We start from the raw sequence: 26,624 nt of genomic DNA on the forward strand, positions 1-26,624 counted from the left end.
AAACCATTTTATCGCGGCGCCAAAGTCACGGTCGTCGGAGCAATTAGCTTAAAAAAAGTCGTAGGATTAATGACACTCAATGGGTCACTGGATGGCAGAGCTTTTGAAGTCTTTATTAAACATTTTTTAGTGCCTCTCCTTATGGGAGGGTGCAGTAGTTGTTATGGATAATCTACCAGCTCACAAGTTGGGGACTATTGAACCATTGATACAAGCCGCTGGTGCTAGTTTACTAAACTTATCACCCTATTCTCCCGACTTCAATCCTATAGAATTATGGTGGTCGCAACTCAAGTCTTTTTTACGTCAGTTCTCGCCAACCACTACTAAGATGGTTGACATTTTGCTGGCTACGGCTCTTGATTTGGTCAATCCTAAGCACTTAAAAAACTGGTTTACAAGCTGCTGCTACTGTACTTCATAAACCTGGAATATGCTGTATCTTATAGATTTGTCGGTTGGCTCCAAGATAATGGTGACGTATTTGCCATACACCTAGCAGGTTTGGGCTATGTTTGGGCTTGAATTTTGTTCAAGTCCCGTTAAGTGGCGCTCCGTACCAAAACGCAATAGCCACAGCCACATCCAGGGAATAACGCCGATGAAGTTCGATGTAGTTGGCAACGTAGCGATGGCAATCATGGCTCATCTACCGTTGTTTGGGAGTGCGGTGCGTTTCTCCCACATACAGCAGCAAGGGAAGCAGGGTGGATTAATTGGCGAAAAAATAAACTAAGCCGATCGGGCAATTTGATGATGCTACGTGAAAGATTTAACTGGTTTGTCTGGACACTGAAAACCGAAAAGCAACTCACAAAGCTTTTCGAGCTGGGTGGTCATCAATCTTAAAGCTTGTGGAAGAGTATTTGTACCATTCATCCGAGCGAGCGATACTAAAAATTGTCTAACCGTTGCCCAATTAGCAGGTGCGTTGCCACCGCGATGAATACAGTTATCCTCATTTAAGGTCACCTCTTTAACCCAATGCAGTCGATTCTCAATTAGCCAGTGTCCCCGAATTGCATCGGCAAATTGATGAGGCGACCCATCCAAACTACTTAAATAATAATGTGCTTCATGGAAATCAATCAATCGACGACGACTTTTTTTCCCTTACCATCTGCTGCCAGTTCTCTCGATCGCAATTATGTGTTTGGCGCCCGCCCACAGGGGTAATAATTGAGGAGCAATGGCATAAATTGTGGTGATTCGAGTTGTTGTGCGTCCATGTAGGTGTTCGTGGGTTTGATTTTTGTCGCTCTCACTCTGAGATTTGACTACTTTTTGAGCGGCTTTAAACAGATTTGATTGATTCTTTTTGGGTAGTGAAGCATAGTAATGGTAAGCTGGTAAGCGAGGATATTCAACCATTGCATTGGTGCAATTTGGTAGTTGGTGCATCATTACAATGCCTCTCTTCGCTGTTGACCATTACTATTCACCACTACCAAAAAAATTAGATGTCTCCTCCCAAACTTTCATATCTGCCATGTAAGGTATGCAGCCACTTCCCCGAAGATGATTTTTCAAAAGTACAGATACGTTCCCCATAATAATGACATGAGGTTTGCTTTTTCCTGCTTTTGTATAGATTTTGCCGTGCCTGTACTCGTGTTCGATCGGATTGACTTTCTCGGCTGCTAAATAATCTTCAGGAGAGACGTAGGTGTCGCTTTTACTTGCAACCATATAATTTTGAGGTTGGTGAGGCACAATTATAGCCGTAGCTTGCGGGGCGGGACGCCATCGCCCTTTTTCACCTTTCCCCCAAACTTTTAACGTCGGCGCGGGGCCGGAAGCCTCGCGCTATTGCCATTTTGCGGTTGCGGTTTTTCTTGCAGCTTCATTGTCAAACTAACCCGCTTTAACTTCTCATTCACCTCCAAAACCCGCACTTTCACCACTTGTCCGACTTTGACAATCTGTTTGGGGTCATCTACAAAGCGATCGGCTAATTGAGAAACGTGAACCAAACCATCTTGGTGCACCCCCACATCAACAAAGGCTCCAAAGTTAGCTACATTCGTGATTATTCCTTCTAATTCCATGCCAACTTGCAAGTCGGAGATTTCTTTGATTCCTGCTTGGAAAGTGGCATATTTAAACTCGGCTCGCGGGTCTCTTCCCGGTTTTTCTAGTTCGGAAATAATGTCTCGGAGTGTTGGTTCTCCCACTTTTTCTGTGACATATTTCTTGATGTTTACACTCTTGATTTTTTCCGAAATTTGTGTTATTTCAGTCAGAGGCAAGTCTAAATCCTTGGCGATCGCCTGCACTACAGGATAACTTTCGGGATGAACTGCTGTATTGTCCAGGGGGTTTTCGCCGCCGCGAATGCGGAGAAACCCGGCTGCTTGTTCAAAAGCTTTTGGCCCGAGTTTGGGAACTTTCAGGAGTTGGCGGCGATTTTTAAATGCGCCGTTTTCGTTGCGGTAATTGACGATATTTTTGGCAACTGTTGCCGTCATTCCCGATACAAATGTCAGCAGTTCTTTGGAGGCTGTGTTTAAGTCAACTCCGACATAATTAACGCAGCTTTCGACTGTTTCGTCGAGTTTCTTTTTGAGCAATTTTTGGTCAACATCGTGCTGGTATTGACCGACTCCTATTGATTTCGGGTCGATTTTCACGAGTTCGGCGAGGGGGTCTTGCAAGCGCCGTCCGATGCTGACTGCGCCGCGGACGGTGATGTCGAGGTCTGGAAATTCGGCGATCGCCACTTCGCTTGCTGAATAAATCGATGCACCGGATTCATTCACCATGACTTTAATCGGTTTCCTGTCCATTTCTGCCAAAACTTCCGAAACAAATTCGTCTGTTTCCCGGGAAGCTGTACCGTTGCCGATCGCGATTAATTCAATTTTATATTTTTCAATTAAATGCTTGACAATTTTACCAGCTTGCTGGCGCTGACCTGCCGCTTGGTGGGGGAAAATTGCTTGATATTCTAAAAATTGCCCGGTTTCGTCAAGGGCGGAAACTTTGCACCCCGTGCGAAATCCCGGATCGATCGCCAATGTGGGTTTCATTCCCGCCGGCGCCGACAGCAGCAACTCGCGGAGGTTGGTTTCAAAAGTGGCGATCGACTCGATATCAGCGATGGCTTTGTTGTGCGATCGCACTTCTGTAATTAACGAAGTCTTCATCAGTCGGTTGAAGGCATCCTTCAAAGTCGATCGATAAAACTCTTTAACTTCCGGTATCCTAGTTCTAATTTCCTGAGCTTCCAAATAAGCCATCACTGCAGATTCATCAAAAGCCAGTTCCAAATCTAAGACTCCTTCCGTTTCCCCGCGAAACAGCGCTAACATATTGTGCGACTGAACGCTTCTCGCTGCAACTTGGTAATTGCGGTACATTTCAAATTTAGTGCTTCCTTCCGGAAAATCATCTTTAATTTTAGAGACAAAAACTCCTGTTTTCATCAAAAATTCTCGCAAATAAGCCCGCAATTCTGCTTTTTCCGAAACCGCCTCCGCCAAAATATCCGCAGCACCTTTGAGAGCTTCTTCTGCTGTTTTCACTCCCTTTTCTTCCGAAATGTATTTAGCGGATTCCGCCTCCAAATCTGCTGGTTTAGCCGTCGGTAAGTTCAGAGATTTGATAAAATTTGCCAGCGGTTCCAAACCTTTTTCCCTAGCAATTGTCGCTCGCGTCCGCCGCTTTGGTTTGTAAGGCAGATAAAGGTCTTCTAGTTCGTTTTTTTGCAAACACGATTCGATTTTTGCTTGCAGTTCTTCAGTGAGTTTCCCCTGAGAGCTAATCGTATCTAAAATCGACTTTTTGCGCTCTTCAATTTCCGTCAGATAGGTGAAGCGATCGGAGATATCGCGCAACTGAATTTCATTCAACAAATCCGTGCGTTCTTTGCGGTAGCGGGCAATAAACGGAATAGTTGCTCCCTCGGCGAAAAGTTCCAGAGCATTATTGACTTGAGACAGATTAATGGAAAGTTCTTGAGCAATCAGTTGAGGAATGTCGATCATAGTGCAGAATTTCGGCTCAGTCGATTTGAGATTTAAGAGGTGAGATTGACTTCACAAAAGAGAGGAAGAAAAGTTGGCAATAAACGTTTTACAGGGTGTTGGCGCTCGTCCTGCAAGTATTAAAAAAATGATGTTAGCATAAATGCAGTCATTTCTCAATATTATATGTTGCTTTTTAAATAATATCCTGTGCCGCAAACAGATCCGCTGCGATCGCCCAGATAAACGCTGCCGACGATGTACGATTTACCCAGCGAAGACCCGGAGGAACCTGGTTTGCGGGACGAATTTCACGATTTGCAGCCGCAGTTGTTGAGCCTGACGTTTCGGCCTCGGAATTATCCAGCTTCTGAGATATTTAGCGGCACCGACATAAACCTTTATTAGGAGGTGCATCATACTCTGTGGCACAAGCGGCCGGATTGGTTTGCAGTTGTGGGAGTTCCCCGACTTGACGATAGCTCCGAACAGCGGATGAGTTACGTTATTTGGCAAGAAGGGGTGAATTCTTTTGTAATTGTAGAACTGCTTTCGCGGGGAACGGAAAAAGAAGATTTAGGCGACAATACGGATGAGGAAAATTTGCCACCTCAGTCTGGAAACGCTGCGGGTAACGAGCCAGTTTTGGAGGCGGAGACGAAGGAGGAACCGCCGATAAAATGGGATGTTTACCAGCCAAATTTGTGGGTTTCTGTTTATGCTGTTTTCAGCCGCTATACTAACAAATTGCGAGTGTTTGAATTGAAGGGCGGACACTATCAAGAATTAGAATTGCCCTAGTCGCGAGTGTGGATGGGTGACCTAATTTTGGGCTTGGGTTTGTGGCAGAGTTTCAGGAAATCGATCGACTGTGGCTGCGCTGGTATGATGTTGATGGCAATTGGATTCTGACTGAAGCGAAACAGCAACGGCAGCGGGCCGAGTCAGCGGAAGCTCAATTGCAGCCTTTAATTCGGCGGCTGCGGGAATCTGGCATCGACCCCGATCGATTTTTAAACGGTTAGAGAGGACTGAAGTCCTGACTAAAAACGGGTTCGCAGTCAGGACTTTAGTTTTTTTTTACTTCAACATAAGACTCAAGGCCTCACTATACACAGGCTTTAACCTTTGATCGAAACTGGATTGGTTGCGGCTTGTTTGTTTGTTGCGGGTACTCTTTGCGGTCAATTCAGCCGTCTCGACAGAGTGATGCAAATAAGCTTTACCGACAGAACCGAAAAGTTGCAGTTTGTCAGAAATGACCCATCGCATGGCATCGATAGCTTTTTCCATTATTTCCAACAAATCCGGATGTGCCTCAGAAATGCTACTTTTTAACACGTCCATATAAGCTTCGCGAACTTCTGTATTCACATTAAATTTCGATACTCCGAATTCAATACATTGATGAATCATTGATTCCGGCAAGCCGCTAGCACCGTGCATCACTAAGGGCACTGAAACAGCAGCCCGGATTTTTTCCAAACGAGGAAAATCTAGTTTTGGTTGGCTTAAATATTTGCCGTGAACGTTACCAATTGTTACGGCTAAAAAATTCACCTTAGTTTCTTTGATAAACTCTACTGCTGCCACTGGATCGGTCATCCTTGCGGCTTTCTCATCGATTGTCAAACGGTCTTCCCTGCCACTAATTCTGCCGATTTCTGCTTCAACTGCCGCACCGTTAGCGTGGGCTAATTTAGTCATTTCCCGGCTAAATATTAAGTTTTGTTCGTATGGCAAAGGAGAACCGTCTGCCATAATGGATTTAATGCCCGCGGCTAGACCGATTTGAATGTCTTTTTCTGAGGTGCCGTGATCTAAGTGTACTGCGATCGGCACGAAAGATGTGCGGGCCGCTTTGAGGCACAGCGCGACTAAAGGCGATTTACCGTATAGGAGGGCGCTGGGGTGAAGTTGCAGTATAGCAGGACTGTGCAGCGCTTCGGCCGCTTTGATGACGGCTTTTACTCCTTCGAGGTTGTAGACGTTAAAAGCGCCGATCGCATAACCATTTCTCAAGGCTGTGTTCAGCAATTCGCTAGTTGAGGCGAGCATATAGTACCTACTTTAAAAACTTTTCTGAATGTTGATCATTCTATCAAAGTTCTAGGCCAAACTCAGCTTGATTTGTGTTTATTTTAATTGCGAATTATTCCGCTAGTATTTATTCTGAATGTCGCTCATTATATCAAAGTTCTAGGGCAAGGTCAGCTTAATTTGTGTTTATTTTAATTGCGAATTCTTCGGCTACGATTTATGTGAAGTGCATTTATTTTTGGGTTGGGTAAGGTGCGCTAGGCGCACCCTACTATTTTTTTGGTGCGCTAGGCGCACCTTACTCCTTAAGTGATTTACTATTTTTGCGCGTTACCAGCGTGCAAACCGCACTCTTTTACGGTCGCTTCTTCCCACCACCAGCGACCTTCGCGTTCGTGTTGGTTCGGCAATATCGGCTTCGTACAAGGTTCGCAACCAATACTTACAAAACCGCGTTCGTGCAACTTGTTGTAAGGCACATCCAAAGCGCGAATGTATTCCCAAACCTCTGCGGAAGACCAGTTTGCTAAGGGGTTGAATTTAATTAATTCATGGTCGGGAGTGGAGAATGCAGTGTCAACTTCAATAACTGGAATACCGTTGCGGGTGCTGGGACTTTGGTCTTTCCGCTGACCAGTAATCCAAGCATCGAGAGTATTCAGTTTGCGGCGCAGCGGCTTGACTTTCCGCACGCCGCAGCATTCTTTGTGACCGTCTTGATAAAAACTAAACAATCCCTTTTCTTCTACTAGGGCTTGTACTTCTGCTGCATCGGGAAACATTACTTCTAATTTAATGCCGTAATGTTTTCTGACTTGATCCAAAAACTGATAAGTTTCTGAGTGCAGCCGTCCGGTATCTAGGGTAAAAACGCGGAAATTTTTAGTAATTTTTGAGGCAAGATCGATCAGAACTACATCTTCAGCCCCGCTGAAAGAAATGGAGATATTGTCAAAATTTTCTAGGGCAAATTTGAGAATGTCTCGCGGTGTTTTTTGACTGTATTCTGCTTCTAGCGCGGCAATGTTGAGATTTCTTTGGATGGCAACCATATTTTCGGGTTTTCGGTGTTCTTTTCCTCTAGCCCTTTATTATAGCCGATCGCCGTCTCTCCCTCACCGACTAATTTGACAATCAAGCAATGTCATCCGGGGGCCGCGGATTCATCCGTGAAACGAGAAAAAAGCTCCGAATGCTCATCAGCAGCCCCCGGATTTATCAGTGGGAGCGCTTTCTTCAATTGTAAAATCTAAAATCTAAAATCTAAAATCGATTGACCGCATCTTGCAGCAGTCTTTGCTGCTGGGCCCACGATCGAGCTCAAGGATGGCGATCGCCTGCTGGTAGTAGTTTTGGTGAACGCAACACTCCTCTACTGGGTAAAATGGGACTGCCGCGCGATCCATTGAATTTGTCCCCCAATTATAAATCGCACACCATAAAATTCTTTAAATGTCCTTGTTATCCTCCTCTATTTTGACTTGTCTCATTAAGAAAATAATAGCGCTCACTAAGCGATATTGGGCTGTGTTTTAAGTAAAAAAAATATTTTAACACCAGTAACAATACCGCTATAACTACTTTTAATTTGCTGTTATTGGCGCTAATAAAAAAATAACCCTACCTTCTTTAGGCAATGCTCTCAACTAGGTGAGTGGGAATAAAGCTAAAACAATATCATAGCAAATCCGGCTTTGGTCTTCCCATCGATCCTTCTACTAAAACCTGTGGGTTTCCCAACCGCAAATTACCAACGATCCATTACTAATTGCCGATTAATTTATTCAAATTGATTCCGTTAGCAAAGTAAATTTTTATCGCTTTTTATGGCTGACCGCCAACCTTCAGCCATACGATCGGCTATATTGTATTTAGAAGTACATTAATTTGTCCGCAAAGCGGTATAGTCTCATCGCCGCCGGTCGCGCCAGCTTCTGAATAAACGTAGTCCGCTGTCAATAACAGCAAGGAAGTGTGGAATATGTCAAAAATTTTAGTCGTGGACGACGTTAAGAGCGAACTAGAAATCATCTGCCGCATTCTTCAAGATGCCGGAATGGATGTGATCCGGGCAGGCGACGGCGAAGAAGCGATCGCCATGATCCGCAAAACCCCTCCGGCTCTGGTCGTTTTAGATGTAGTGATGCCACGAATGAACGGGTTTGAAGTGATCAGAGAATTGCGGGGCGATCGCGCAACTGCCAAATTGCCCGTAGTATTTTGTACTCATAAAAACACCGAGATCGATAAAGCTTGGGGAACTGATTTAGGCGCAGACGCTTACGTTAGCAAACCCTTTGAACCTCAGCAACTCCTCCACATAGTGCAGCGCCTGCTTTCCCCGTAATCTGAATATAAAGCGATCGGCAGCTTTCCAAAAAATATTATACCGACAAACCCCGTTTTTTTTAAGAAACTGGGTTTTTGAAACCCATAAAAGTTTTATATTTAATGATAGCAACCTGCTTGTTGGCCAACCGGCGGTTTATTTAACATAAACATTTGACGCACCAAAACTGATGCAGAAAAACTAGATCGGCGATCGACTTTAGGGTCAAAGCAAAATTCTAATTGGTAAGCTACACTATAAACAAAAAATAAGCCATGAAAATAACGGCTCCCACCGCAGGGGGGAATCAGACAAGTATAACAAAGCAATTTCTCCTGTTCGGTCAGGGAGGCAGTCTGTTCGGCATAGAATTAGAGGCAGTGCGGGAAGTCCTTTCCCTCAAGGAACAACCGATTTCCCTGGTTCCCAACACCCTGCCATTTTTGCTGGGATTAACCAACTTGCGGGGCGAAATCTTAGCAGCAGCAGACTTCGGACTGTTCGTCGGTATTGAGTCGGTTGACATCTACCACCCAAACAGCCGCATCTTAGTTGTAGAAGCGCCCGATCCGCGAGACGTGAGATTGTTGTCGAGAATCCGCCTAGGATTAGCCGTTTCCCGCGTCGAAGGAGTTTTACCTCTCCATCCCGATCGCATTGTCTCAGCACTAGATGTGAGTCCCGACCTAGCTCCATTCTTAAAAGGTCTGTACAATTCCGAAGGACGCTTGCTAATGATTGTCGATGTAGAAGCGATCGCCCATTCCGAACGCTGGTAAAAAGCCACCATAAACCTAAGTCTGCAACTGCTTTGCATCAATACATTTAACTAACGATCGCCCGCATCCGATTTGCCCATCCTTAATTTTATGATCGAAATTCTCTATACCTGGATCGCAACGACTTTAACCCTGACGTTGCCTGACTTCTCCCCATCGCTGCTAGCTGGGGCTGCTAATGTCATCATTTCTGGATGTTACTTTGTCATCGCTTGGCTAATCAGCTTAGCTATGTGGCGAAACCGTCAATTCGGGTTCGACATCTTCGCCACAGTCACAGCAGGCATATTTTGGACCTGCGCTTTCGGCCACAGCGGCCACGCTGCCGAATACCTAGGACTGCCGCACTCTGCGGTAGTGCAAACTGTGTTCGATTGGATCACTGTAATTGCGGCGATCGCTTTTTTGAGTTTGTCCAACCGCTACGGCTTCTTAGTAGGTTCCACCCGCATCCTTAACGCTAAAAAACAAACAGAACAAGCGCTGAGCGAAACAACCCAGCGATTTCACGCAATCTTCGACCAAGCTTTTCAAGCGATCGCATTATTGGAGGCAGACGGTACTCTGATCGAAGCCAATCAGACAGCGCTAAAATTGGGCGATTTCCCAGCATCAGAAGTGCAGGGGCTGAAATTTTGGCTGATACCAGGGTGGGCATCATCCCCAACCAACCAGCAGCGCCTAAAAACGAACATTCAACAAGTTTCTGCCGGAAATTTTGTCCGGGAAGAATACGAAATCACCGGAGCTAACAACCAGGTAACAGTAATTGACTTGTCGTTTAAGCCGCTGTTAAATGCAACAGGAGAAGTATTTCAAATCCTCGCAGAAGGCCGGGAGATTACCAAGCGCAAACAGGCAGAAGCCGCATTGCAGAAGCTAAGCGCAGAACTAGAGCAGCGAGTGAATGAAAGAACCGAGCAGATCCTGCAAACTAACGCACAATTGGAACAGGAAATTCTCGATCGCACCGCAGCCCAAGAGCAATTAAAAACCTCAGAACTATTCTTAAACAACATCCTCAACAGCATCCCCGACCCGATTTATGTCAAAGACCAACAGCACCGCTGGATTATATTAAATGATGCCTTTTGTCAATACATAGGTCACAGCAGAGAAGAACTAATTGGCAAATCTTACGACCAGTTTTTGCCCAAAGAGGAAGCCCAGAGATATCGAGAAAAAGACGAATTAGTTTTATTGACAAATACCAGCAGCGAAATCCAAAAAACCCTCATAGACCCAGCAGGCAACACCCGCTTTCTCTCCGCCAAAAAATCTACATTTGTAGATACCGACGGCAGGAAATTTCTCGTTTCCGCGATGAGAGATATCACCAAGCGCGTGCAAATGGAAGAACAACTGCGGCAGACGCTCGCTGAAGTAGAAAGCTCCCAAAACTTGCTGCGGACAGTCATTGACGCTACGCCAGACTGCATATTTGTCAAAGATCGAAACTCGCGCTATACCCTAGTCAATGCAAGTTTCGCCACCGCCTTCGGCAAAACTCAAGCAGAAATTATCGGCAAAGACGACGCAGAAATAGGCATATCGGTCGATCGAATCTTTGGCAGCTTCCAGGCCCAAACCGATTCCCAGAACCAAATCCAAAACTTCCGGGCAGACAACCATCTCGCCCCGAACTCCAACGGCTCAGCCACCTTAGCCGACGGCAAAGTACACACCTTCGACACGCTGAAATTGCCTCTCACAGACGCAGAAGGCAACACTTTAGGAATGCTCGGCTTGGCACGCGACATCACACAGCGCCGCAAATCCGAACAAGAACTATTGCGGTTCAAAGCAATTTTAGAAACCACAACAGACTGGGTAGGCATCGCCGACTCCCAACAGCGCACCATTTATCTCAACCGCGCAGCCAAAGAAATGTTGAGAGTTGGCGAAAACGCAGATTTAGCCGGATTCAGCATTTCCGACCTGACATCGCCCAAAAGTATCGACACTCTTATCAACGTCGGCATCCCCGCAGCTTGCCGGGAGGGGACCTGGAGCGGCGAGGCAACGTGGCGAACTTTAGACGGCCAAGAAATACCAGTTTCTCAAGTAATTATTGCTAACAAATCCGAGAAGGGAGAAATTGAATTTCTGTCAACTATCGCCCGCAACATTACAGAAAGCAAGCGCACAGAAGAAGCCTTGCAGCAGAACTTGCAAATGCTTGACCTGGCAAGCGACGCCTTGATCGTTCGGGATATGGACGGCACGATTAATTATTGGAGTCAGGGAGCCGAACGGATGTACGGCTGGACAAAAAAAGCAGCCTTGGGGAAAGTCACCCATACTCTACTGCACACCATTTTCCCCCAGCCTTTCGCAGCTATTTTGGCACAGTTAGAAGAGCAGGATTATTGGGAAGGAGAAGTAATTCATACCACCAATTATGATACCAAGATTACCGTATTTAGCCGCTGGAATTTGCAGCGAGACGAACAGGGGAAACCCAAAGCCATTTTAGAAACTAACAACGATATCACGGAGCGCAAACAAGCAGAAATCGAAAAGCAAAGATTGATTTCGATCGTAGAAAACAGCTCGGATTTTATCGGCACAGCAACCCTGGAGGGACAGGGAACATACCTGAATGCCGCTGGACTTAAACAAGTAGGATTGCAAAATATTGAACAAGTCAAAAGCAAAAGTATGTATGACTTCTTCTCAGTAGAAGATGCTAAGATTTTCAAAGAAGAAATCGTGCCGGCTACTGTACGAGACGGTTTTTGGCAGGGTGAATTCCGCTTGAGGAACTTTCAAACCGGCCAAGACTTTCCGGTTGACTTTACCCTATTTACAGTCAAAAACCCAGAAACCGGCGAACCTATGGGGTTCGCAACAGTTACTCGCGACATCAGCGATCGCAAACGCGCAGAAGAGATGCTGCGCGATCGCGAAAGACTATTCCGAGCCATTTTTGACCAATCGTTCCAATTAGTGGGGCTGCTCAAACCAGACGGAACCGTTTTGGAAGTCAACCAAACAGCCCTCGCCGTCGCCGGAGTGGAGCGCGAAGACTTCATAGGCACGCAGTTTGTAGATAATTTGTGGTGGAAAATTTCCCCAGAAGCCAAGCAAAAAGTGCAAGCTGCGCTCGCAAAAGCCGCCGCCGGCGAGGTAGTCCGCTACGAAGCCGACGTGCTCGTTGCTGGGGGTGCTGTGATAACTGTGGACTTCTCCCTCAAGCCGATCGTAGACGACAGCGGCAAAGTGGTGCTGCTGATTCCCGAAGCTCGCGACATCAGCGATCGCAAAGCCTTAGAACGAGAATTAGTTGTGCGTCAAACCCGCTTTGACGCATTTTTCAAAGCCGCCCCGGCCTCAATGTTTATTTTTGACGAGCAGTTGCGCTTCGTGCAAGTCAACGATAAATTAGCGGAAACCACCGGCCCCTCAGTGGCCGAACACCTCGGTAAGACGGTGAGGGAAGTTGTACCCGAAATGGTCGATACCCTACAGCCGATGTTGCAGCAAGTTCTCGTCACCAACCAACCGTTGTTAAACGTTGAGATGTCGGGCTCAACCTTAAACCAACCGGGCGTCGTGCGAGATTGGCTAGCATCATACTTTCCTTTGCCGGGCTCTGACGGCAAACCCATCGGTGTCGGGGGTGTGGTGATCGAAATTACCGAGCGCAAAAAAGCAGAAGAAGAGCGCGATCGATTTTTTACCCTTTCCCTAGACTTGGTTTGTATTATAAGTTTTGAAGGCAAATTCAAGCGCATCAATCCCTCTTGGGAAAACACGCTCGGCTATAAGGCGCATGAACTTGAAGACAACTATTATATCGATTTAGTCCATCCAGACGATCGCGAATCAACCATAGAACAAGCGGAAAAAGTAGCCAGCGGCGCCGAATTAAAGTCTTATGAAAATCGCTACCGCTGCAAAGACGGTTCCTACAGGTGGCTGTCGTGGAAAGTGCGACCTGTAACCGAACTAAAGCTCATGTATGCAGTGGCTCGCGACGTTACCGAAACCAAACAGGCGATGGTGCAACTGGAAAAAACGACAGCCCAATTAGCCCGTTCCGAAGACCAATTTCGGCAACAAACCAATCTCTTGCAACTGCTAATAAATAGCATTGGCGATGGCATAATTGCTGCCGACGAAAATAACAATTTTGTGTTGTTCAACCCCGCCGCCCAAGATATCTTTGGCACGGGTTCGACAGATACTCTTCCCGACGAATGGTCAACAAGATACGGTTTATTCTTGCCCGATACCGTAACTCCCTTTCCCCCAGCCGAAATACCTTTAGCGCGCACGGTTCGAGGAGAAGCCGTTGACGACGTAGACCTTTTCACCCGCCACGCAGGCAAGCCAGAGGGCGTGTGGGTGAAAATTAACGGTCGGCCACTCAAAGACGAAACGGGGGCGCTTAAAGGCGGCGTAGTGGTTTGCCGCAACGTCACCGAACAAAGAGCATCCCAGCAGCGAATGCAGCAGTTGGCCGAGGCACAGGAACGCTTGCTGCAAGAACTCAAAACGCGGCAGAATGCTCTCGACGAATCGGCGCTCGTCAGCGAAACTGATGTCCAAGGCATGATTACCTACGTCAACGACGGATTCATTGAAATCTCCGGTTACAGCATAGGAGAACTCCTGCACCGCAACCACCGCCTCGTCAATTCCGGTTATCATCCCAAATCATTTTTTGAAGAAATGTGGGTGACAATTTCTCGCGGTTTGGTGTGGAAAGGGGAAGTCAAAAACCGGCGCAAAGATGGCTCGTTTTATTGGGTAGATTCGACGATCTCTCCCATTTTTGATACCACCGGCACAATAGTTAAATATATCGCCATTCGCTTTGACATCACCGAGCGCAAAGAAGCAGAAGAACGACTAGAAAAATTGGCAGCAGAACGTAAAGCTGAAGCTGATTCTCTGACGCAGCAAGTCCTTAAATTGTTGGGAGAAATTAAAGGCGCGGCTCAAGGCGACTTGACAGTCAGGGCAGAAGTGACCAACGACGTTTTAGGTGCTGTCGCCGACTCTTTCAACTTCTTAATCGGTTCTCTGCGGAAAGTGGTAACGGGAATTCAAACTTTAGCCGAACAGGTAACATCTGCCACCGACGAGTCAATTAACAATACCAGTCAACTCACCCAACAGGCAGAAATTCAAGCAGCAAAAATATCTGCTATCATGCGCGAAATTGAGCGGATTGTGAATTCGATCCGCGACGTGCGAGATGTTTCGGTGCGCGCCGAAACAGTGGCTCAGCAGTCTTCTCAAACGGCTGAAGTCGGCGGTATGGCGGTCGATCGAGCTGTCGAAGGCATTAACGGGCTCCGGTTGACGATCGCCTCTACCTCGAAAATGATGAAGCGTTTGGGGGAATCTTCGCAGCAAATTGGTAAAATTGTGACTTCGATTTCTCAACTTGCTTCGCAAACTAATTTATTAGCTCTGAATGCTACTATTGAGGCGGCGCGAGCCGGCGAACAAGGTTTAGGCTTTGCAGTTGTTGCTGAAGAAGTGCGGAAATTAGCAGAAAGATCCGCCGGCGCTACTGAGGAAATCTCGGAAATTGTCGGTACAATTCAAGAAGAAATCAGCCGAGTGATGAAGGCAATGGAATCCGGGACGCTGGAGGTAGTGGAAGGCACTAAGCTGGCAAGCGAAGCTAAAACTCACCTCAATGCCATCATCGAAGTTAGTCGAGAAATGAATGCTTTGGTGCAGAATATTACTATCGCATCTGCCAAGCAAACTGTTTCGGCTGAGGGAATTGCTAACAGTATGCAGCAAGTCAACGAGATTGCTAACACGACTGCACAAAAAGGTGCGGATGTCAAAGCATCTTTGGACGACCTGTCTGGTTCTCTGGGCCAATTGCAAAAGTCGGTGGCGAATTTCCGCAGTTAGTTCAGTTGACAGTCAACAGTTAACAGTTGACAGTTAACAGTTGACAGTTGACAGTTAACAGTTGACAGTTAACAGTTGACTGTTATACGAATCACTAATAACTATCGTTGTTGTCGGGGCGGGTTGACAAATATCCTGAATGCGAATTTATAGATAATCGTGAACCAACCCTGACAACAATTACAGTTAAATAACGGCAAATATTATATATATAAACTGCCAACAGACAACAAACAACAGTTAACTGTCAACAGACAACAGTTAACTGTCAACAGACAACAGACAACAAACTAATATGAATGATGACGATTTAAACGAATTAATAGATGCTTTTACCGCAGAATGCGAAGAGTTTCTCCAGTCGATGGAGACGAATCTGCTGGCGATGGAATCTGCGGGTTTGAAAGAGCGACAAGCAGCAGTTAAAGAAATGTTTCGGGCGGCTCACTCGATTAAAGGTGCGGGTTCGATGTTGGGCTTTCAAAACGTGTCTGTCGCAGCTCACACGCTGGAGGACTGTTTTGTCATTTTGCGCGATCGCACAGACTTGTCGGCTCTGGAACCGACTACTGTGAGTGTTTTGCTGCAGGGGGTGGATGCTCTCAAAAAGATTACGCTCGAATCAGTTCAACATTCCGATGTCACAACTCCAGATCAAACGGAAAACTTGGAGGCGATCGCCCAAATTTTCGCTCAGTTGCAGGCCAAGTACGGCAAGTCAGAACCGGCGCCAGTCCTCGCAGTCAGCCAATCTGCCGCCCCGGAAACCCTGAAACAGATTTTTGAACACCAAGTGCCGGCACTCTTCAATCGCCTAGAAACCGAGCTTTCCCAAGCTTCCGAGGCAGATTTGACAACAAGCGTCACCGCCCTCAACCAGGTTTACTACCAACTCTCCGGTTTGGCTGGAATGCTGCAATTGCCGGATTTTGGGAAAGTCGCCGCAGCCATCAGAGATTTGATCGACTCTCCAAACTTGACTCTACAACGGTTGCAATCCGAGGGTTGGGCGATCGCCCAAAACTTGCAAACCGCACGCCAACAAATATTGGAAGGAAGGGCGATCGACCTCCCCAAAATCTCCCCCTCCCCGACTCCCCCCGACTCCCCCCAACTCCCCGACTCCCCGACTCCCCCGGAAATTTCCCCCTCGCCCTCCCCGACTCCCCCGGAAATCTCCCCCTCCCCCTCCCCGACAGTCCCCCCCTCCTCGACTCTCCCAGTCCCCAACCCGCAAAGGCCGACAATCCGGGTAGACTTAGAACGCTTAACTGAATTGGTGAATCTAGTCGGGGAATTAGTCATCAACCGTACAAATTTAGAACTTCAAGAATCCGAACTGCGCGGCGAAGTCAAGCGCATCCGCCGCAATATCGTAGATTTGAGCCAATTCGGCGGTCAGTTGCGAGAAGAATACGACAGACTGAGCTTTGCAGAGTGGAGGGGGGGAAACGGGAACTCTGGATTGGGAAAACTTGCAGCAGCAGAAACAGAATTCCCAACGATCGCTAACGGCAAATCCTCTCCGGCCCATGCTCACTTCGATATCTTAGAGATGGATCGTTATACAGAGTTCCACTCGACAGCCGCAGAAGTCATCGAAACTGCCCAAGCAATTTCTCACTCCGCCACCAAATTAGACACCTTAGCGATGAAATTCGAGCGCAGTACCGACCAACTGCGCCGCATTACCGAACAACTACGCAGCCGCGTCATGCAGTTGCGAGTCGTGAGTTTCAGTCGCGCCGTCGATCACTTGCCCAGAGCCCTGCGGGAGATGTGCCTCACATACGATAAGGAAGTCAACCTGCTGCTAGTGGGAAGAGATACCAAAATTGACGAAAGTTTGCTCGATGCTTTGCGCGACCCCTTAATACACTTAGTGAGAAACGCTTTCGACCACGGCATCGAAATGCCCGAAGTTCGGAAAGCAAGCGGCAAGCCGGCCAGCGGTCAAATAGAAATAGAAGCCCGCCACCAAGGCGGCCAAACGATTATTACTGTCGCCGATGACGGCAGAGGCATTGACCCGGAAATGATTCGCCGTAAAGTTGTCACAAGGGGTTTGGCTACGGAGGAACAAGCTCAAGAATTTTCCATTGCCGAACTCTACGATTTTCTGTTTTGGTCGGGTTTCAGCACTACAGAAGGGGTCAGCGACCTTTCGGGGCGGGGAGTCGGGCTCGACGTGGTGCGAACAAATTTGCGGACTGTGCGGGGGAGTGTGAAGGTAGACTCTCGCCTGGGAAAAGGTACGAGTTTTATTATCAAACTGCCGCTGCTGCTGTCGATTACTGATGCACTGATGGTGAAGACAGATCACAATAAAATAGCAGTGCCGCTGGATGCAGTCGAGGAAATTCTGCACATTAAAGCCTCGGAAGTTCACATCGCCGGCAATCAGCCGATGCTGTGGTGGCGAGAGGAATTTATTCGTTTGGTGAGGATGCAAGATTTGCTCGAATACAGCGTCGTCGGGCCGGATGCCCCCTCTCCTGACCCTTTGACCCAAGACGAAATTCCTGTCCTGGTTTTGGCTTCTACCGAAGGAATGCTGGCGGTGGCCGTGGAACGGCTGATCGGTCAGCAGGAAATTGTGGTTAAACCTTTGCCGCCGCCTCTATCCAAGCCTCGCGGCGTTTTGGGGACTACGATTTTGGGGGACGGGCGCGTGGTGAATATTCTGGATGTGGACGATTTGGTGGGCCAACCTGGGGTAAATAGTTCGATCGCCGCTGTCTCCGGTAAAGTGCAGGAGATACCGCCGAGTTCGAGTCAGTCACCGCAGATTTTGGTAGTGGATGATTCCTATACAATTCGCCAGTTGCTGTCTATGACGCTGACTCGTGCTCGCTACCGGGTGGTACAGGCTAAAGACGGTGTGGATGCCCTGGAAAAGTTGCAAAATGGTCTTGATTGCAGTTTGGCGATCGTCGATATTGAAATGCCCCGGATGGATGGATTTGAATTGTTGCGAGCGATCAGATCGACCGAGCGCTTTGCTAAGATTCCCGTAGCCATGCTGACATCCCGTAGCGGGGAAAAACATCGGCAAATGGCAATGGAATTAGGCGCAAATCAATACTTCACCAAACCTTACAGCGAAGCCCAACTTTTACAAGCTATTCCCAAATTAATCCACCAATCAATAATTTAATTCACAATCTCAAATTTCCAATCAAATAATCCCTAATATCAAACACAACTTAAGCAAAAAGTAATTGAACACGCGAATTATAGAGGAAAGATACGCAGCCGACTCACCTACTAAACTCCAATAATTTTCAATTTCACATCAAATAATCTTCAATCTTCAATTCTCAATCAAATAATCTTCAATTTTCAATAAAATAATTCTAAAATCTAAAATCTAAAATCTAAAATCCAATGACTCACGCCAATTACAATCGCCGATTTCGGAGCAAGAAACAAGCCACTGTTAGAATTGCCCCTCAAAAATTTGTTTTCTTTGAACTAGGAAATATTTACTATGCTGTTCCTATTGAACGAGTGGAGCGCATTGTTAAAAACTTTAATGCCTACGGTATTTTACCTAACGGTAATAGTTTATTGCGGCATCAAGAAGAACTGATTACGATAATTAATTTATCCACAATATTTCCCAGCAGTCCGAGCTTTGCTGAGTGCAAATACCTGATAATTTGTACCTTAAATAAAAGCGAGCGGTTGGGGATTCCTATTCCTGATATGCCAAAAATTTTGGAAATTACCGAAGAAAGCTTCTGCGAGATTCCCGAATTGTACCGTCAACAGCAACTGCCTTCGGTAATAGAAAAGTTAATTCGCGCGCCTGATGGTTCCGAAGTTTTTTATCTGAATTTTGATCTACTTAGCGAAATGTAGGGTGTTCACTTTTCGAGGTATTATACCAGATGAATGGTATTTATGCAAACAAAAACTTATTGATTTATGAAAAAACTCACAATCCTGTCGATCGCCCTACTAATTTTTGCAGGAACTCTCGAACTGCCGAAGGTGGGGCTACAACTAAGTGCGATCGGGCAAATAGAAACACCCCAACCAATCCCAACACCACAACCAATCCAAACACCCCAACCCATCCCAACCCCCCAACCAATCCCAACACCCCAACCACAAACGCCCCAACCACAAACACCGCAACCCATCCAAACACCGCAACCCATCCAAACCCCCCAACCAATACAAACACCCCAACCAAAAGCAAACGACCCCACAAAACTCGGCTACGTCTCCCCAGAATTTGCCGAAAATTTCTCCCAGCAACAAATCGACCAAATCAACGCCAACGTCGAAATGCTGCTGCTAACTCAAAGCTGCTCCCGCTGCGACCTCCGAGCAGTAAAATTAGTTAACATTAACTTAAAAAATCCCATCCTTACAGGAGCAGATTTATCAGATGCCAACCTCAGCGGTAGTCGCTTCGAGATCTCAGATTTTGTCAACACCAATCTAGCTCGCACAAACTTAAGCGGAGCCGAATTAGTAGGAGCGAGAATCAGCAACGCTAACCTCAGAAAAGCTAACTTGACAAAGACAAATTTAGACGGTGCAGACCTGCGATTTTCCGACTTGAGAGATGCCAATCTTTCCGATGCCAACCTCCGCAATGCTAATATAGATGGCGCTAGTATCGATCGAGCAAGTATGGGCGGCACCACAATGCCCGACGGCCGAAAAAATCAATAATATAGCAGAAGGAAGAAGGAAGAAGGAAGAAGGAAGAAGGAAGAAGGAAGAAGGAAGAAGGAAAATGCCTCGTTTCCTGGGCGATTGAAATCGCTTATTGTCAAACTTTTGTCCGCCTACGGAGACTGAATACAAGTTTTTTGATTCCTTGTTCCCAGACTCTGCTTGGGAATAAATATCTAGAGGCTCTGCCTCGTTGCCTCGTTGCCTCGTTTCCTGCTTCCCTCTTCCCTCTTCCTTCTTCCTTCCATCCGTTACATCCGTTACATCCGTTACAGAATCCGTTGCCGAACTTCCTTCTGAATCAAACAGCCAAAAACCTCTGAATCACCTCATCACTTAATTCGCTAGTGCTTCCAGAAGCCACAATGCCGCCTTTTTGCATAGCATAATACCAGTCAGCTTGCCGCACAAAATGCAAATGTTGCTCCACCAACAAAACAGAAATTCCCCTAGTCGCAACCACACGGCGCACGGCAGCTTCAATATCTAAAATAATGGATGGTTGAATCCCTTCCGTAGGTTCATCCAAAACCAGCAACTGCGGCTCACCCATCAAAGCCCTAGCAATAGCTAACTGCTGCTGCTGTCCCCCGCTCAAATCACCTCCCAGGCGATCGAGCATAGTTTTCAAAACCGGAAATAAATCAAAAATTTCATCAGGAATTTCAGGATTTTTGATTTTGGTTGGTTTCGCTTCCAAACCCAACAATAGATTTTCTTTCACCGTCAAACGTGGAATAATTTCGCGCCCTTGAGGCACATAACCAATGCCTAATCTAGCCCGCTGGTGAGTCAACTTAGAAGCAATAGATTCTCCGCCAAAAGCAATAGTGCCACTGCGCGGTTGCAGCAACCCCATAATCGTTTTTAGCATAGTAGTTTTGCCCACACCATTGCGGCCGATCAAGCAAACCATTTGCCCCGCCCTGACGCTTAAATCGACATCGCGTAAAATGTGACTTTCGCCGTAGTAAACATTCAAATTAGAGACTTGTAGCATAGTTTTTAATTGGTAATTGGGCCTGGGAATTAGTAGCAACTAACAAATAACTTCTTCCTTCTTCCTTCTTCCTGATATACGTTACATCCGTTACATCCGTTACACAATCTGTTGCCGAACTTCCTTCTTCCTTCCATCCGTTACATCCGTTACATCCGTTACAGAATCCGTTGCCGAACTTCCTTCTTCTTACTCTTCCGGTTTGCCCAAATATACCTCAATTACCCGATCGTCATTTTGCACCTCATCCATAGTCCCCTCACACAAAACCGCACCCTGATGCAACACCGTCACCTGCCGCGCAATTTGCCGCACAAACTCCATATCGTGTTCAATTACCAACACCGAATGACTTTCCGCCAGCGAAATTAGCAACTCTCCCGTTAACATCGTTTCCTCATCCGTCAAACCCGCCACAGGTTCATCTACCAACAACAAATCAGGAGATTGAGCCACCAACATTCCAATTTCCAACCATTGCTTTTCCCCGTGAGAAAGCAAACCCGCCGAAATATCAGCTTTAGCAACTAAACCAATTGTTTCTAACAAACCCGCAACCGTGCGTTTTTCAGCAGCCGAAGCAGGCTGGAACAAAGTCGAAAAAACATTTTTGTGGCGGGTGCAAGACAATTCCAAATTTTCGCGTGGCGTTAAATTCAAGTAAACTCGCGGCGTCTGAAACTTGCGGCCAATTCCCAAGCGCGAAATCCTATCTTCCGACAAATTGCGTAAATTTTGTCCCTTAAATAATACCCTGCCCTCTGTCGGCTGCACCTTCCCGGTAATCGAATCGAGAAAAGTTGTTTTGCCCGCACCATTGGGCCCAATAATAACTCGCAGTTCGCCCGCATCCATGCTGAAATTTAAACCGTTTATGGCTTTAAAACCATCAAAACTTACAGTCAAGTTTTCTATTTCTAAGACTTTTCCATTCATAATTAACAATTCACTCACTAATGAACAACAACCCATACCTCTTGTAGGTGTGGCAGGCAAATATCCTCCCTTATTAAGGAGACTTTCTCTCCTTCTCTGACACCATACTTACTACTTTTTGCTGGCAGTTTACTCTCATGTAAAACTGCTAGAACTGCTCGACAGTGGAGATGGAGCTGCAGCCATAATTCGCTCAGCTAATTTCGAGAGCGGCAGACTTTGCAAATACACTTTTCCCGGCCCGGTAAGCTTGACTAAAAACAAGCCTTCGCCGCCAAATAGAGCATTTTTAAACCCGCCCACAAACTGAATATCGTAATCTACAGTCGGCGCAAAAGCTACCAAACAACCAGTGTCCGCTCGCAACACTTCGCCAACTCCCAAATTTTTCTCAACTATTGTTCCTCCCGCATGAACAAAAGCTAGCCCGTCACCCTGCAATTTTTGCAGGATAAAACCTTCTCCGCCAAAGAAACCGGCACCGAGCCGCTTGGTGAATGCTACCTCAATTTCAATGCCGTTGGCCGCACAGAGAAATGAGTCTTTTTGACACAAAAATTTACCGCCAAGTTGGCCTAAATCTAGGGGAATTACTTTACCCGGATAGGGCGCGGCAAAAGCGACGCGGGCCTTACGATTTCCGGCGTTGACAAAGGTGGTAATGAAAAAACCCGCTCCTGTCAGCATCCGTTTGAAACCTTGAAATAAGCCGCCGCCTGTGGATGTTTGCATTTGGATGTCGCCTTCCATGTATGTCATGGTTCCAGCTTCAGCCCTGACGCCTTCTTTGGGGTCGAGTTCAATTTCGATGAGTTGCAAATCGTCGCCGTAAATTTTGTAGTCAATAATATCTGCCATATGTTTTCCCTCAAGTTCAAGAACGAAGCTGTTTCCTAGGGATATCTAAGTAGGTGGACATATATATTGCGTCTCCTGCGAGAGAAACGCAGCTTTTCCAAAGTCTATTGTGATTGCTTTGTTTGTCTCTTGCAAGTGAAATTGATTTATTTCCACCTACTTATAAATTACACGATGTTTTTGCACTCAATGTTCCAGTTCTTCTTTTTCGAGCTGCACTTGGGGGTCTTGTTCCAGGCTGGGGTAAGTAGATACGTACTTCGGTTTTCTGAACAGGGCGCGGATTTGGTCGAAACTTTGATCTTGCAGCCATCCGACTAGGCCGTCGGGCAGGACTGTTACTACTATTAAGAATAGCGCGCCTTGGAAAAATAGCCACACTTCGGGAAATTGTTCGCTCAAGAAACTCTTGCCAAAGTTGACTAGCAACGCTCCCAGTATTGCTCCCGATAATGTGGCGCGACCTCCCACTGCGACCCAGATTACCATTTCAATTGAAAAGGCAATATCCATTGCTTTTGGCGAAATGATTCCGGTTTGTACGGTAAATAATGCGCCTGCAATCCCGGCTAAACCGGCGGAAATTGCAAAGACTAAAACTTTATATCCTGTGGGATTGTAACCTGAGAAACGCAGGCGCACTTCGTCGTCGCGAATGGCAACTAGCAGGCGGCCGAAACGCCCGCTGGTCAGCCATCGGCAGAGGGCGTAAGTTGCTGCTAGAAATAGTATGGTGAGAATGTAGAAAATATATTGAGTATCTCGGTCATTGACTGTGGCTCCGAACAGGGTTTTAAAGTCGGTGAGTCCGTTGGTGCCGTTAATCAGTTTTTGCTGACCGTTAAAGAAGTTGAAAAATACAATGGTTGCTGCTTGGGTAAGAATTGAAAAGTAAACGCCTCGAATTCGATTGCGGAATACTAAATAACCTAAAAGTGCGCCCAAGATGGCGGGGATGAGAACTACTGCTAATGCTGAGAAAGGAAATGAATAAAATGGTTGCCAAAACCAGGGGAGTTCGGTAACGCCGTAGAGGTTCATAAATTCTGGCAATTGACTGCTGGCGGTTGGGGGAATTTGCAGTTTTAGGTGCATGGCTAAGGCGTAGCCGCCGAGCGCAAAAAACACCCCATGCCCTAAACTAAGTAAACCGGTGTATCCCCAAATCAAGTCTATGCCTAGGGCTGCAATTGCTAGTGCTAAAAATCGCCCCAATTGATTGAGCCGAACGTCGGGGAGTATTCCTGGGATGAGTAAGATGAATGTGAGGGCGATCGCGCTGACAATTGCCGCTTCTTTTAGCCAGGGTTTTTGATGTGTTTTCTGCATTTTTCGCTACACTCGCAGTTGTAATTTTTAATTTTCTACCGTCCGCCCTTTTTGCGGGAAAATCCCTCCCGGCTTCACTTGCAGAAAAGCCATAATTAAGGCGAATACCATCACTTTTGCCATGCTGGTTGTGGCGAAAAATGTGAAGAAGTCGGCTAAAGGCTTGACAGGAGCGAATATTATTGCTAATGTTCCCGAACCGATCAGGTAATTTGCAGTGCCGATCGCGATCGCAGCAACTACACTCCCCACAATCTTGCCGACACCGCCCACAACCACCACCATAAAGGTATCGACTATATAATTTTGTCCCGTATTTGACCCTACGGAACCGATCAAACTAATCGCGCACCCAGCGACACCTGCCAACCCCGAACCCAAAGCAAAAGTCAGCGCGTCTACTTGTTCGGTAGGAATTCCCAAACACGCGCTCATGCTGCGATTTTGTGTCACGGCTCTAATCCGCAATCCCCACACCGACTTTTGCAAAAATAGGTAAATTCCCGCCAAACAAATTCCAGTCAGCACAATAATAAAAATTCGGGCGTAGGGCAACTGAAAATTGCCCAGCGGTATGCCGCCCCGCAACCATTTCGGTGCAGTTACATCCACATTTTGAGCGCCAAACCAAGGTTGAGTTACTGCCAGTTTGTAAGTTTGCCCTAAAAAGGCGCTCACCGCCCAGGAAATACCCAAAGATAAAGGCAAAATTATGGCGATAATTTTGCTGCGAGTGCGATCGAAATCAAGGCGAGATTTCAGCACCCGCAAACCGCCAAAAAACAGCAAACAAAACACCGCAATCCCAATTACCAGCACCCAACTGACGCTGCGGACAAACTGCTGCAAAATTAAACTTACGCCCCAAGTTGCCAGCAGAGTTTCTAGCGGCCGCCCGTAAAGATAGCGAATCACTCCGCGTTCGAGAATTAATCCTACCAATGCAGCTACTAAAAAAGCTAGGGGAATTGCAAATAAAATGTATGTTTCAAAAGCAAATCCTCCCATACCTTTGAAGACATTTTGCACCACAAAAGTTGTATAAGCCCCCAGCATCATCAACTCGCCATGAGCCATATTAATTACGCCCATCAGCCCGAAAATAATCGCTAATCCCAGGGCTGCAATTAGTAAAACTGCGCCGATGCTAATGCCGTTAAATAAACCATCTAATATCGCCAATTTTGTTACTCCTGCATCAAGTCGGTTAACTTTGTTCGCGGATAATTAGGGGCGGATTTTACCCCATTGGTATCAACTTAAGCGTCAATTTTTCTATAAATTATGCTTAGAGTGAGTATCTCGATTCCCCTAAATCCCCCTTAATAAGGGAGACTTTGAAGACTCCTGTTCCCCCTGATTCAGGGGAGTAGGGGGTGACGCAAGAACGCTCTTGTCCCCCCCTTATTAAGGGGGGCGAGGGGGGATCGAAGATACCTTGCCAACCTTAAAAAAATTGGTATTACCTACTTATCAAGCTTGGAATTTGCCACCTTTTGCGGGGTCTGACCAATCGCAAGCAAAGCCTTTTGTTTCCGCGACAAACTGATTCCAAGGAACCGGCTTCACTGCTTCTGGTGTAGCAAAAGCGATGTTAAACAAACCGTCTTCTCTCACTTCGCCCAACCGCACAAATTTAGAAAGGTGATGGTTAACATCCATTGTTACTGTGCCCCCTGGCGCGTCAAAGGTTTGACCCAAAGCTGCTGCCCGCACTTTTTCCAAATCGTCGGCTGTCCCGGCTTTTTCGACGGCTTGCTTCCACAGGTAAACCATGATGTAAGCTGCTTCCATCGGGTCGTTAGTCACTCTATCTTTGCCATATTTTGCTCTGAAAGCTTCCACAAATTTTGTATTGGCCGGAGATTCCACAGTCATGAAGTAATTCCAGGCGGCGTAATGGCCTTTAAGATATTCTACGCCGATCGCCTTTACTTCTTCTTCAGCAATACTGACAGACATTGACGGATATTTATCCGGCCCCAAACCTGCGCCCTGCAACTGTTTGAAAAATGCTACGTTGCTGTCGCCGTTGAGGGAATTGAAAATGACGCCCCCGTCTGGCAAAGCTGCCTTAATTTTAGTAATAATTGGCGTGACTTCTGTCCCGCCCAAAGGAATGTAATCTTCCCCAACTAATTCGCCGCCTTTGGCTGCTAGCTGGGCCTTGATAATGGTATTTGCCGTGCGGGGAAAAACGTAGTCAGACCCGACTAAGAAGAATTTTTTGCCTTTATTTTCTAGCAGCCAGTCAACTGCTGGTTCGATTTGCTGGTTCGGCGCCGCCCCGGTGTAGAAAATGTTCTTGGAACACTCTTGACCCTCGTATTGTACGGGATACCAGAGCATATGATTTTTTTCTTCAAATACTGGCAATACTGCTTTGCGGCTGGCGGATGTCCAGCAGCCGAAGACGGCGACAACTTTATCTTGGTCGATCAATTTTTTGGCTTTTTCGGCAAAAGTCGGCCAGTCTGAGTTGCCATCTTCTATTACTGCTTCGATTTGTTTTCCGAGGACACCCCCAGCTTTATTAATTTCTTCGATAGCTAATTGTTCGGCATCGACAACGCTTTTTTCGCTGATTGACATCGTGCCGCTCAAGGAATGCAAAATTCCTACTTTGATCGTGTTTCCGCCCCCGGCTGCTGCTGGTGTATTTCCTGTTGATGTGGGAGAAGCGGCGGGATTTGTTGTTGGAGTTGGAGTTCTACAAGCTTTGAGAAATAAACTGGATGTTAGGGTAGCAGAACTGTATAAAATAAATTTCCGCCGATCGAATCGCTTTGTCATTTTTTCTTGTTACTCTTGAA

The 26,624-nt window shown here is 46.6% G+C and carries 22 protein-coding genes and 1 pseudogene; 11 read left to right on the forward strand and 12 right to left on the reverse strand.

Annotated features, from left to right (window positions below):
• Positions 1–160: 160 nt before the first annotated feature.
• Positions 161–424: pseudogene (locus QUB14_RS20620) on the forward strand (transposase); the annotation flags it as partial.
• A 177-nt stretch (positions 425–601) separates the two neighbouring features.
• Positions 602–736 carry a hypothetical protein gene (locus QUB14_RS20625; protein WP_333220823.1) on the forward strand — a complete coding sequence of 45 codons (135 nt, stop codon included), beginning with the start codon at positions 602–604 and terminating at the stop codon, positions 734–736.
• Positions 737–759: 23 nt separating this feature from the next.
• Here the strand turns inward: QUB14_RS20625 and QUB14_RS20630 are convergent, their stop codons facing one another.
• From QUB14_RS20630 to QUB14_RS20645, 4 genes are all read right to left on the reverse strand, one after another.
• Positions 760–1,092 carry an ISAs1 family transposase gene (locus tag QUB14_RS20630; RefSeq protein WP_333220825.1) on the reverse strand — a complete coding sequence of 111 codons (333 nt, stop codon included), beginning with the start codon at positions 1,090–1,092 and terminating at the stop codon, positions 760–762.
• A gap of 21 nt (positions 1,093–1,113) precedes the next feature.
• The gene (locus tag QUB14_RS20635) at positions 1,114–1,404 is read right to left on the reverse strand and encodes a hypothetical protein (RefSeq protein ID WP_333220827.1); all 291 of its coding nucleotides are present in this window, start codon (positions 1,402–1,404) and stop codon (positions 1,114–1,116) included.
• A 30-nt stretch (positions 1,405–1,434) separates the two neighbouring features.
• Positions 1,435–1,689 (reverse strand): Uma2 family endonuclease, encoded by a 255-nt coding sequence (locus tag QUB14_RS20640; RefSeq protein ID WP_333220829.1) that lies wholly within the window; start codon positions 1,687–1,689, stop codon positions 1,435–1,437.
• A gap of 86 nt (positions 1,690–1,775) precedes the next feature.
• Positions 1,776–3,986 carry a Tex family protein gene (locus QUB14_RS20645; RefSeq protein WP_333220831.1) on the reverse strand — a complete coding sequence of 737 codons (2,211 nt, stop codon included), beginning with the start codon at positions 3,984–3,986 and terminating at the stop codon, positions 1,776–1,778.
• Positions 3,987–4,223: 237 nt separating this feature from the next.
• Here QUB14_RS20645 and QUB14_RS20650 point away from each other — a divergent pair, with 237 nt between their 5' ends.
• From QUB14_RS20650 to QUB14_RS20660, 3 genes are read left to right on the forward strand one after another with little or no spacing between them, the layout of a single operon-like run.
• Entirely contained in the window at positions 4,224–4,373 is a 150-nt protein-coding gene (locus QUB14_RS20650) for a hypothetical protein (protein WP_333220833.1), read from the forward strand.
• Positions 4,374–4,421: 48 nt separating this feature from the next.
• Positions 4,422–4,766 carry a hypothetical protein gene (locus QUB14_RS20655; protein WP_333220848.1) on the forward strand — a complete coding sequence of 115 codons (345 nt, stop codon included), beginning with the start codon at positions 4,422–4,424 and terminating at the stop codon, positions 4,764–4,766.
• A 41-nt stretch (positions 4,767–4,807) separates the two neighbouring features.
• Positions 4,808–4,990 (forward strand): hypothetical protein, encoded by a 183-nt coding sequence (locus tag QUB14_RS20660; RefSeq protein WP_333220835.1) that lies wholly within the window; start codon positions 4,808–4,810, stop codon positions 4,988–4,990.
• A 55-nt stretch (positions 4,991–5,045) separates the two neighbouring features.
• Here the strand turns inward: QUB14_RS20660 and QUB14_RS20665 are convergent, their stop codons facing one another.
• Entirely contained in the window at positions 5,046–6,023 is a 978-nt protein-coding gene (locus tag QUB14_RS20665; protein WP_333220837.1) for a class II fructose-bisphosphate aldolase, read from the reverse strand.
• A 299-nt stretch (positions 6,024–6,322) separates the two neighbouring features.
• Entirely contained in the window at positions 6,323–7,057 is a 735-nt protein-coding gene (locus tag QUB14_RS20670) for a phosphoadenylyl-sulfate reductase (protein ID WP_333220839.1), read from the reverse strand.
• Between the two features lie 929 nt (positions 7,058–7,986).
• Here QUB14_RS20670 and QUB14_RS20675 point away from each other — a divergent pair.
• The 6 genes from QUB14_RS20675 (at position 7,987) to QUB14_RS20700 (ending at position 19,685) form a co-directional block, all read left to right on the forward strand.
• A complete protein-coding gene (locus QUB14_RS20675; RefSeq protein WP_333220841.1) occupies positions 7,987–8,352 on the forward strand; it encodes a response regulator in 366 nt (121 codons plus the stop codon).
• 257 nt (positions 8,353–8,609) lie between these two features.
• Positions 8,610–9,113, forward strand: coding sequence for a chemotaxis protein CheW (locus tag QUB14_RS20680; RefSeq protein WP_190662981.1), 504 nt, complete (start codon positions 8,610–8,612; stop codon positions 9,111–9,113).
• A 90-nt stretch (positions 9,114–9,203) separates the two neighbouring features.
• Entirely contained in the window at positions 9,204–14,996 is a 5,793-nt protein-coding gene (locus tag QUB14_RS20685) for a PAS domain S-box protein (RefSeq protein ID WP_333220844.1), read from the forward strand.
• A 295-nt stretch (positions 14,997–15,291) separates the two neighbouring features.
• On the forward strand, positions 15,292–18,153 hold the full coding sequence (locus QUB14_RS20690; RefSeq protein WP_333297301.1) for a hybrid sensor histidine kinase/response regulator: 2,862 nt from the start codon (positions 15,292–15,294) through the stop codon (positions 18,151–18,153).
• A 230-nt stretch (positions 18,154–18,383) separates the two neighbouring features.
• A complete protein-coding gene (locus tag QUB14_RS20695) occupies positions 18,384–18,860 on the forward strand; it encodes a chemotaxis protein CheW (RefSeq protein WP_333220072.1) in 477 nt (158 codons plus the stop codon).
• Positions 18,861–18,926: 66 nt separating this feature from the next.
• Positions 18,927–19,685 carry a pentapeptide repeat-containing protein gene (locus QUB14_RS20700; protein WP_333220070.1) on the forward strand — a complete coding sequence of 253 codons (759 nt, stop codon included), beginning with the start codon at positions 18,927–18,929 and terminating at the stop codon, positions 19,683–19,685.
• A 304-nt stretch (positions 19,686–19,989) separates the two neighbouring features.
• Here QUB14_RS20700 and urtE read toward each other — a convergent pair whose 3' ends face one another.
• The 6 genes from urtE to urtA all read right to left on the reverse strand — a co-directional run bounded on the left by urtE (position 19,990) and on the right by urtA (position 26,604).
• Positions 19,990–20,688, reverse strand: a complete 699-nt coding sequence (gene urtE / locus QUB14_RS20705) for an urea ABC transporter ATP-binding subunit UrtE (protein WP_333220068.1) — start codon at positions 20,686–20,688, stop codon at positions 19,990–19,992.
• A 189-nt stretch (positions 20,689–20,877) separates the two neighbouring features.
• Positions 20,878–21,624 (reverse strand): urea ABC transporter ATP-binding protein UrtD, encoded by a 747-nt coding sequence (gene urtD, locus QUB14_RS20710; RefSeq protein ID WP_333220066.1) that lies wholly within the window; start codon positions 21,622–21,624, stop codon positions 20,878–20,880.
• Positions 21,625–21,759: 135 nt separating this feature from the next.
• The gene (locus QUB14_RS20715) at positions 21,760–22,482 is read right to left on the reverse strand and encodes a TIGR00266 family protein (protein ID WP_333220064.1); all 723 of its coding nucleotides are present in this window, start codon (positions 22,480–22,482) and stop codon (positions 21,760–21,762) included.
• Between the two features lie 186 nt (positions 22,483–22,668).
• Complete coding sequence (gene urtC, locus QUB14_RS20720; protein WP_333220062.1) at positions 22,669–23,811, reverse strand: urea ABC transporter permease subunit UrtC; 1,143 nt, start codon at positions 23,809–23,811, stop codon at positions 22,669–22,671.
• A 27-nt stretch (positions 23,812–23,838) separates the two neighbouring features.
• Positions 23,839–24,993, reverse strand: a complete 1,155-nt coding sequence (locus QUB14_RS20725) for an ABC transporter permease subunit (protein WP_333220060.1) — start codon at positions 24,991–24,993, stop codon at positions 23,839–23,841.
• A gap of 291 nt (positions 24,994–25,284) precedes the next feature.
• Positions 25,285–26,604 carry an urea ABC transporter substrate-binding protein gene (gene urtA, locus QUB14_RS20730; RefSeq protein ID WP_333220058.1) on the reverse strand — a complete coding sequence of 440 codons (1,320 nt, stop codon included), beginning with the start codon at positions 26,602–26,604 and terminating at the stop codon, positions 25,285–25,287.
• Between the last annotated feature and the right edge of the window lie 20 nt (positions 26,605–26,624).

The organism is Microcoleus sp. B3-D2, from assembly GCF_036705345.1.
Taxonomy (GTDB): domain Bacteria; phylum Cyanobacteriota; class Cyanobacteriia; order Cyanobacteriales; family Microcoleaceae; genus Microcoleus.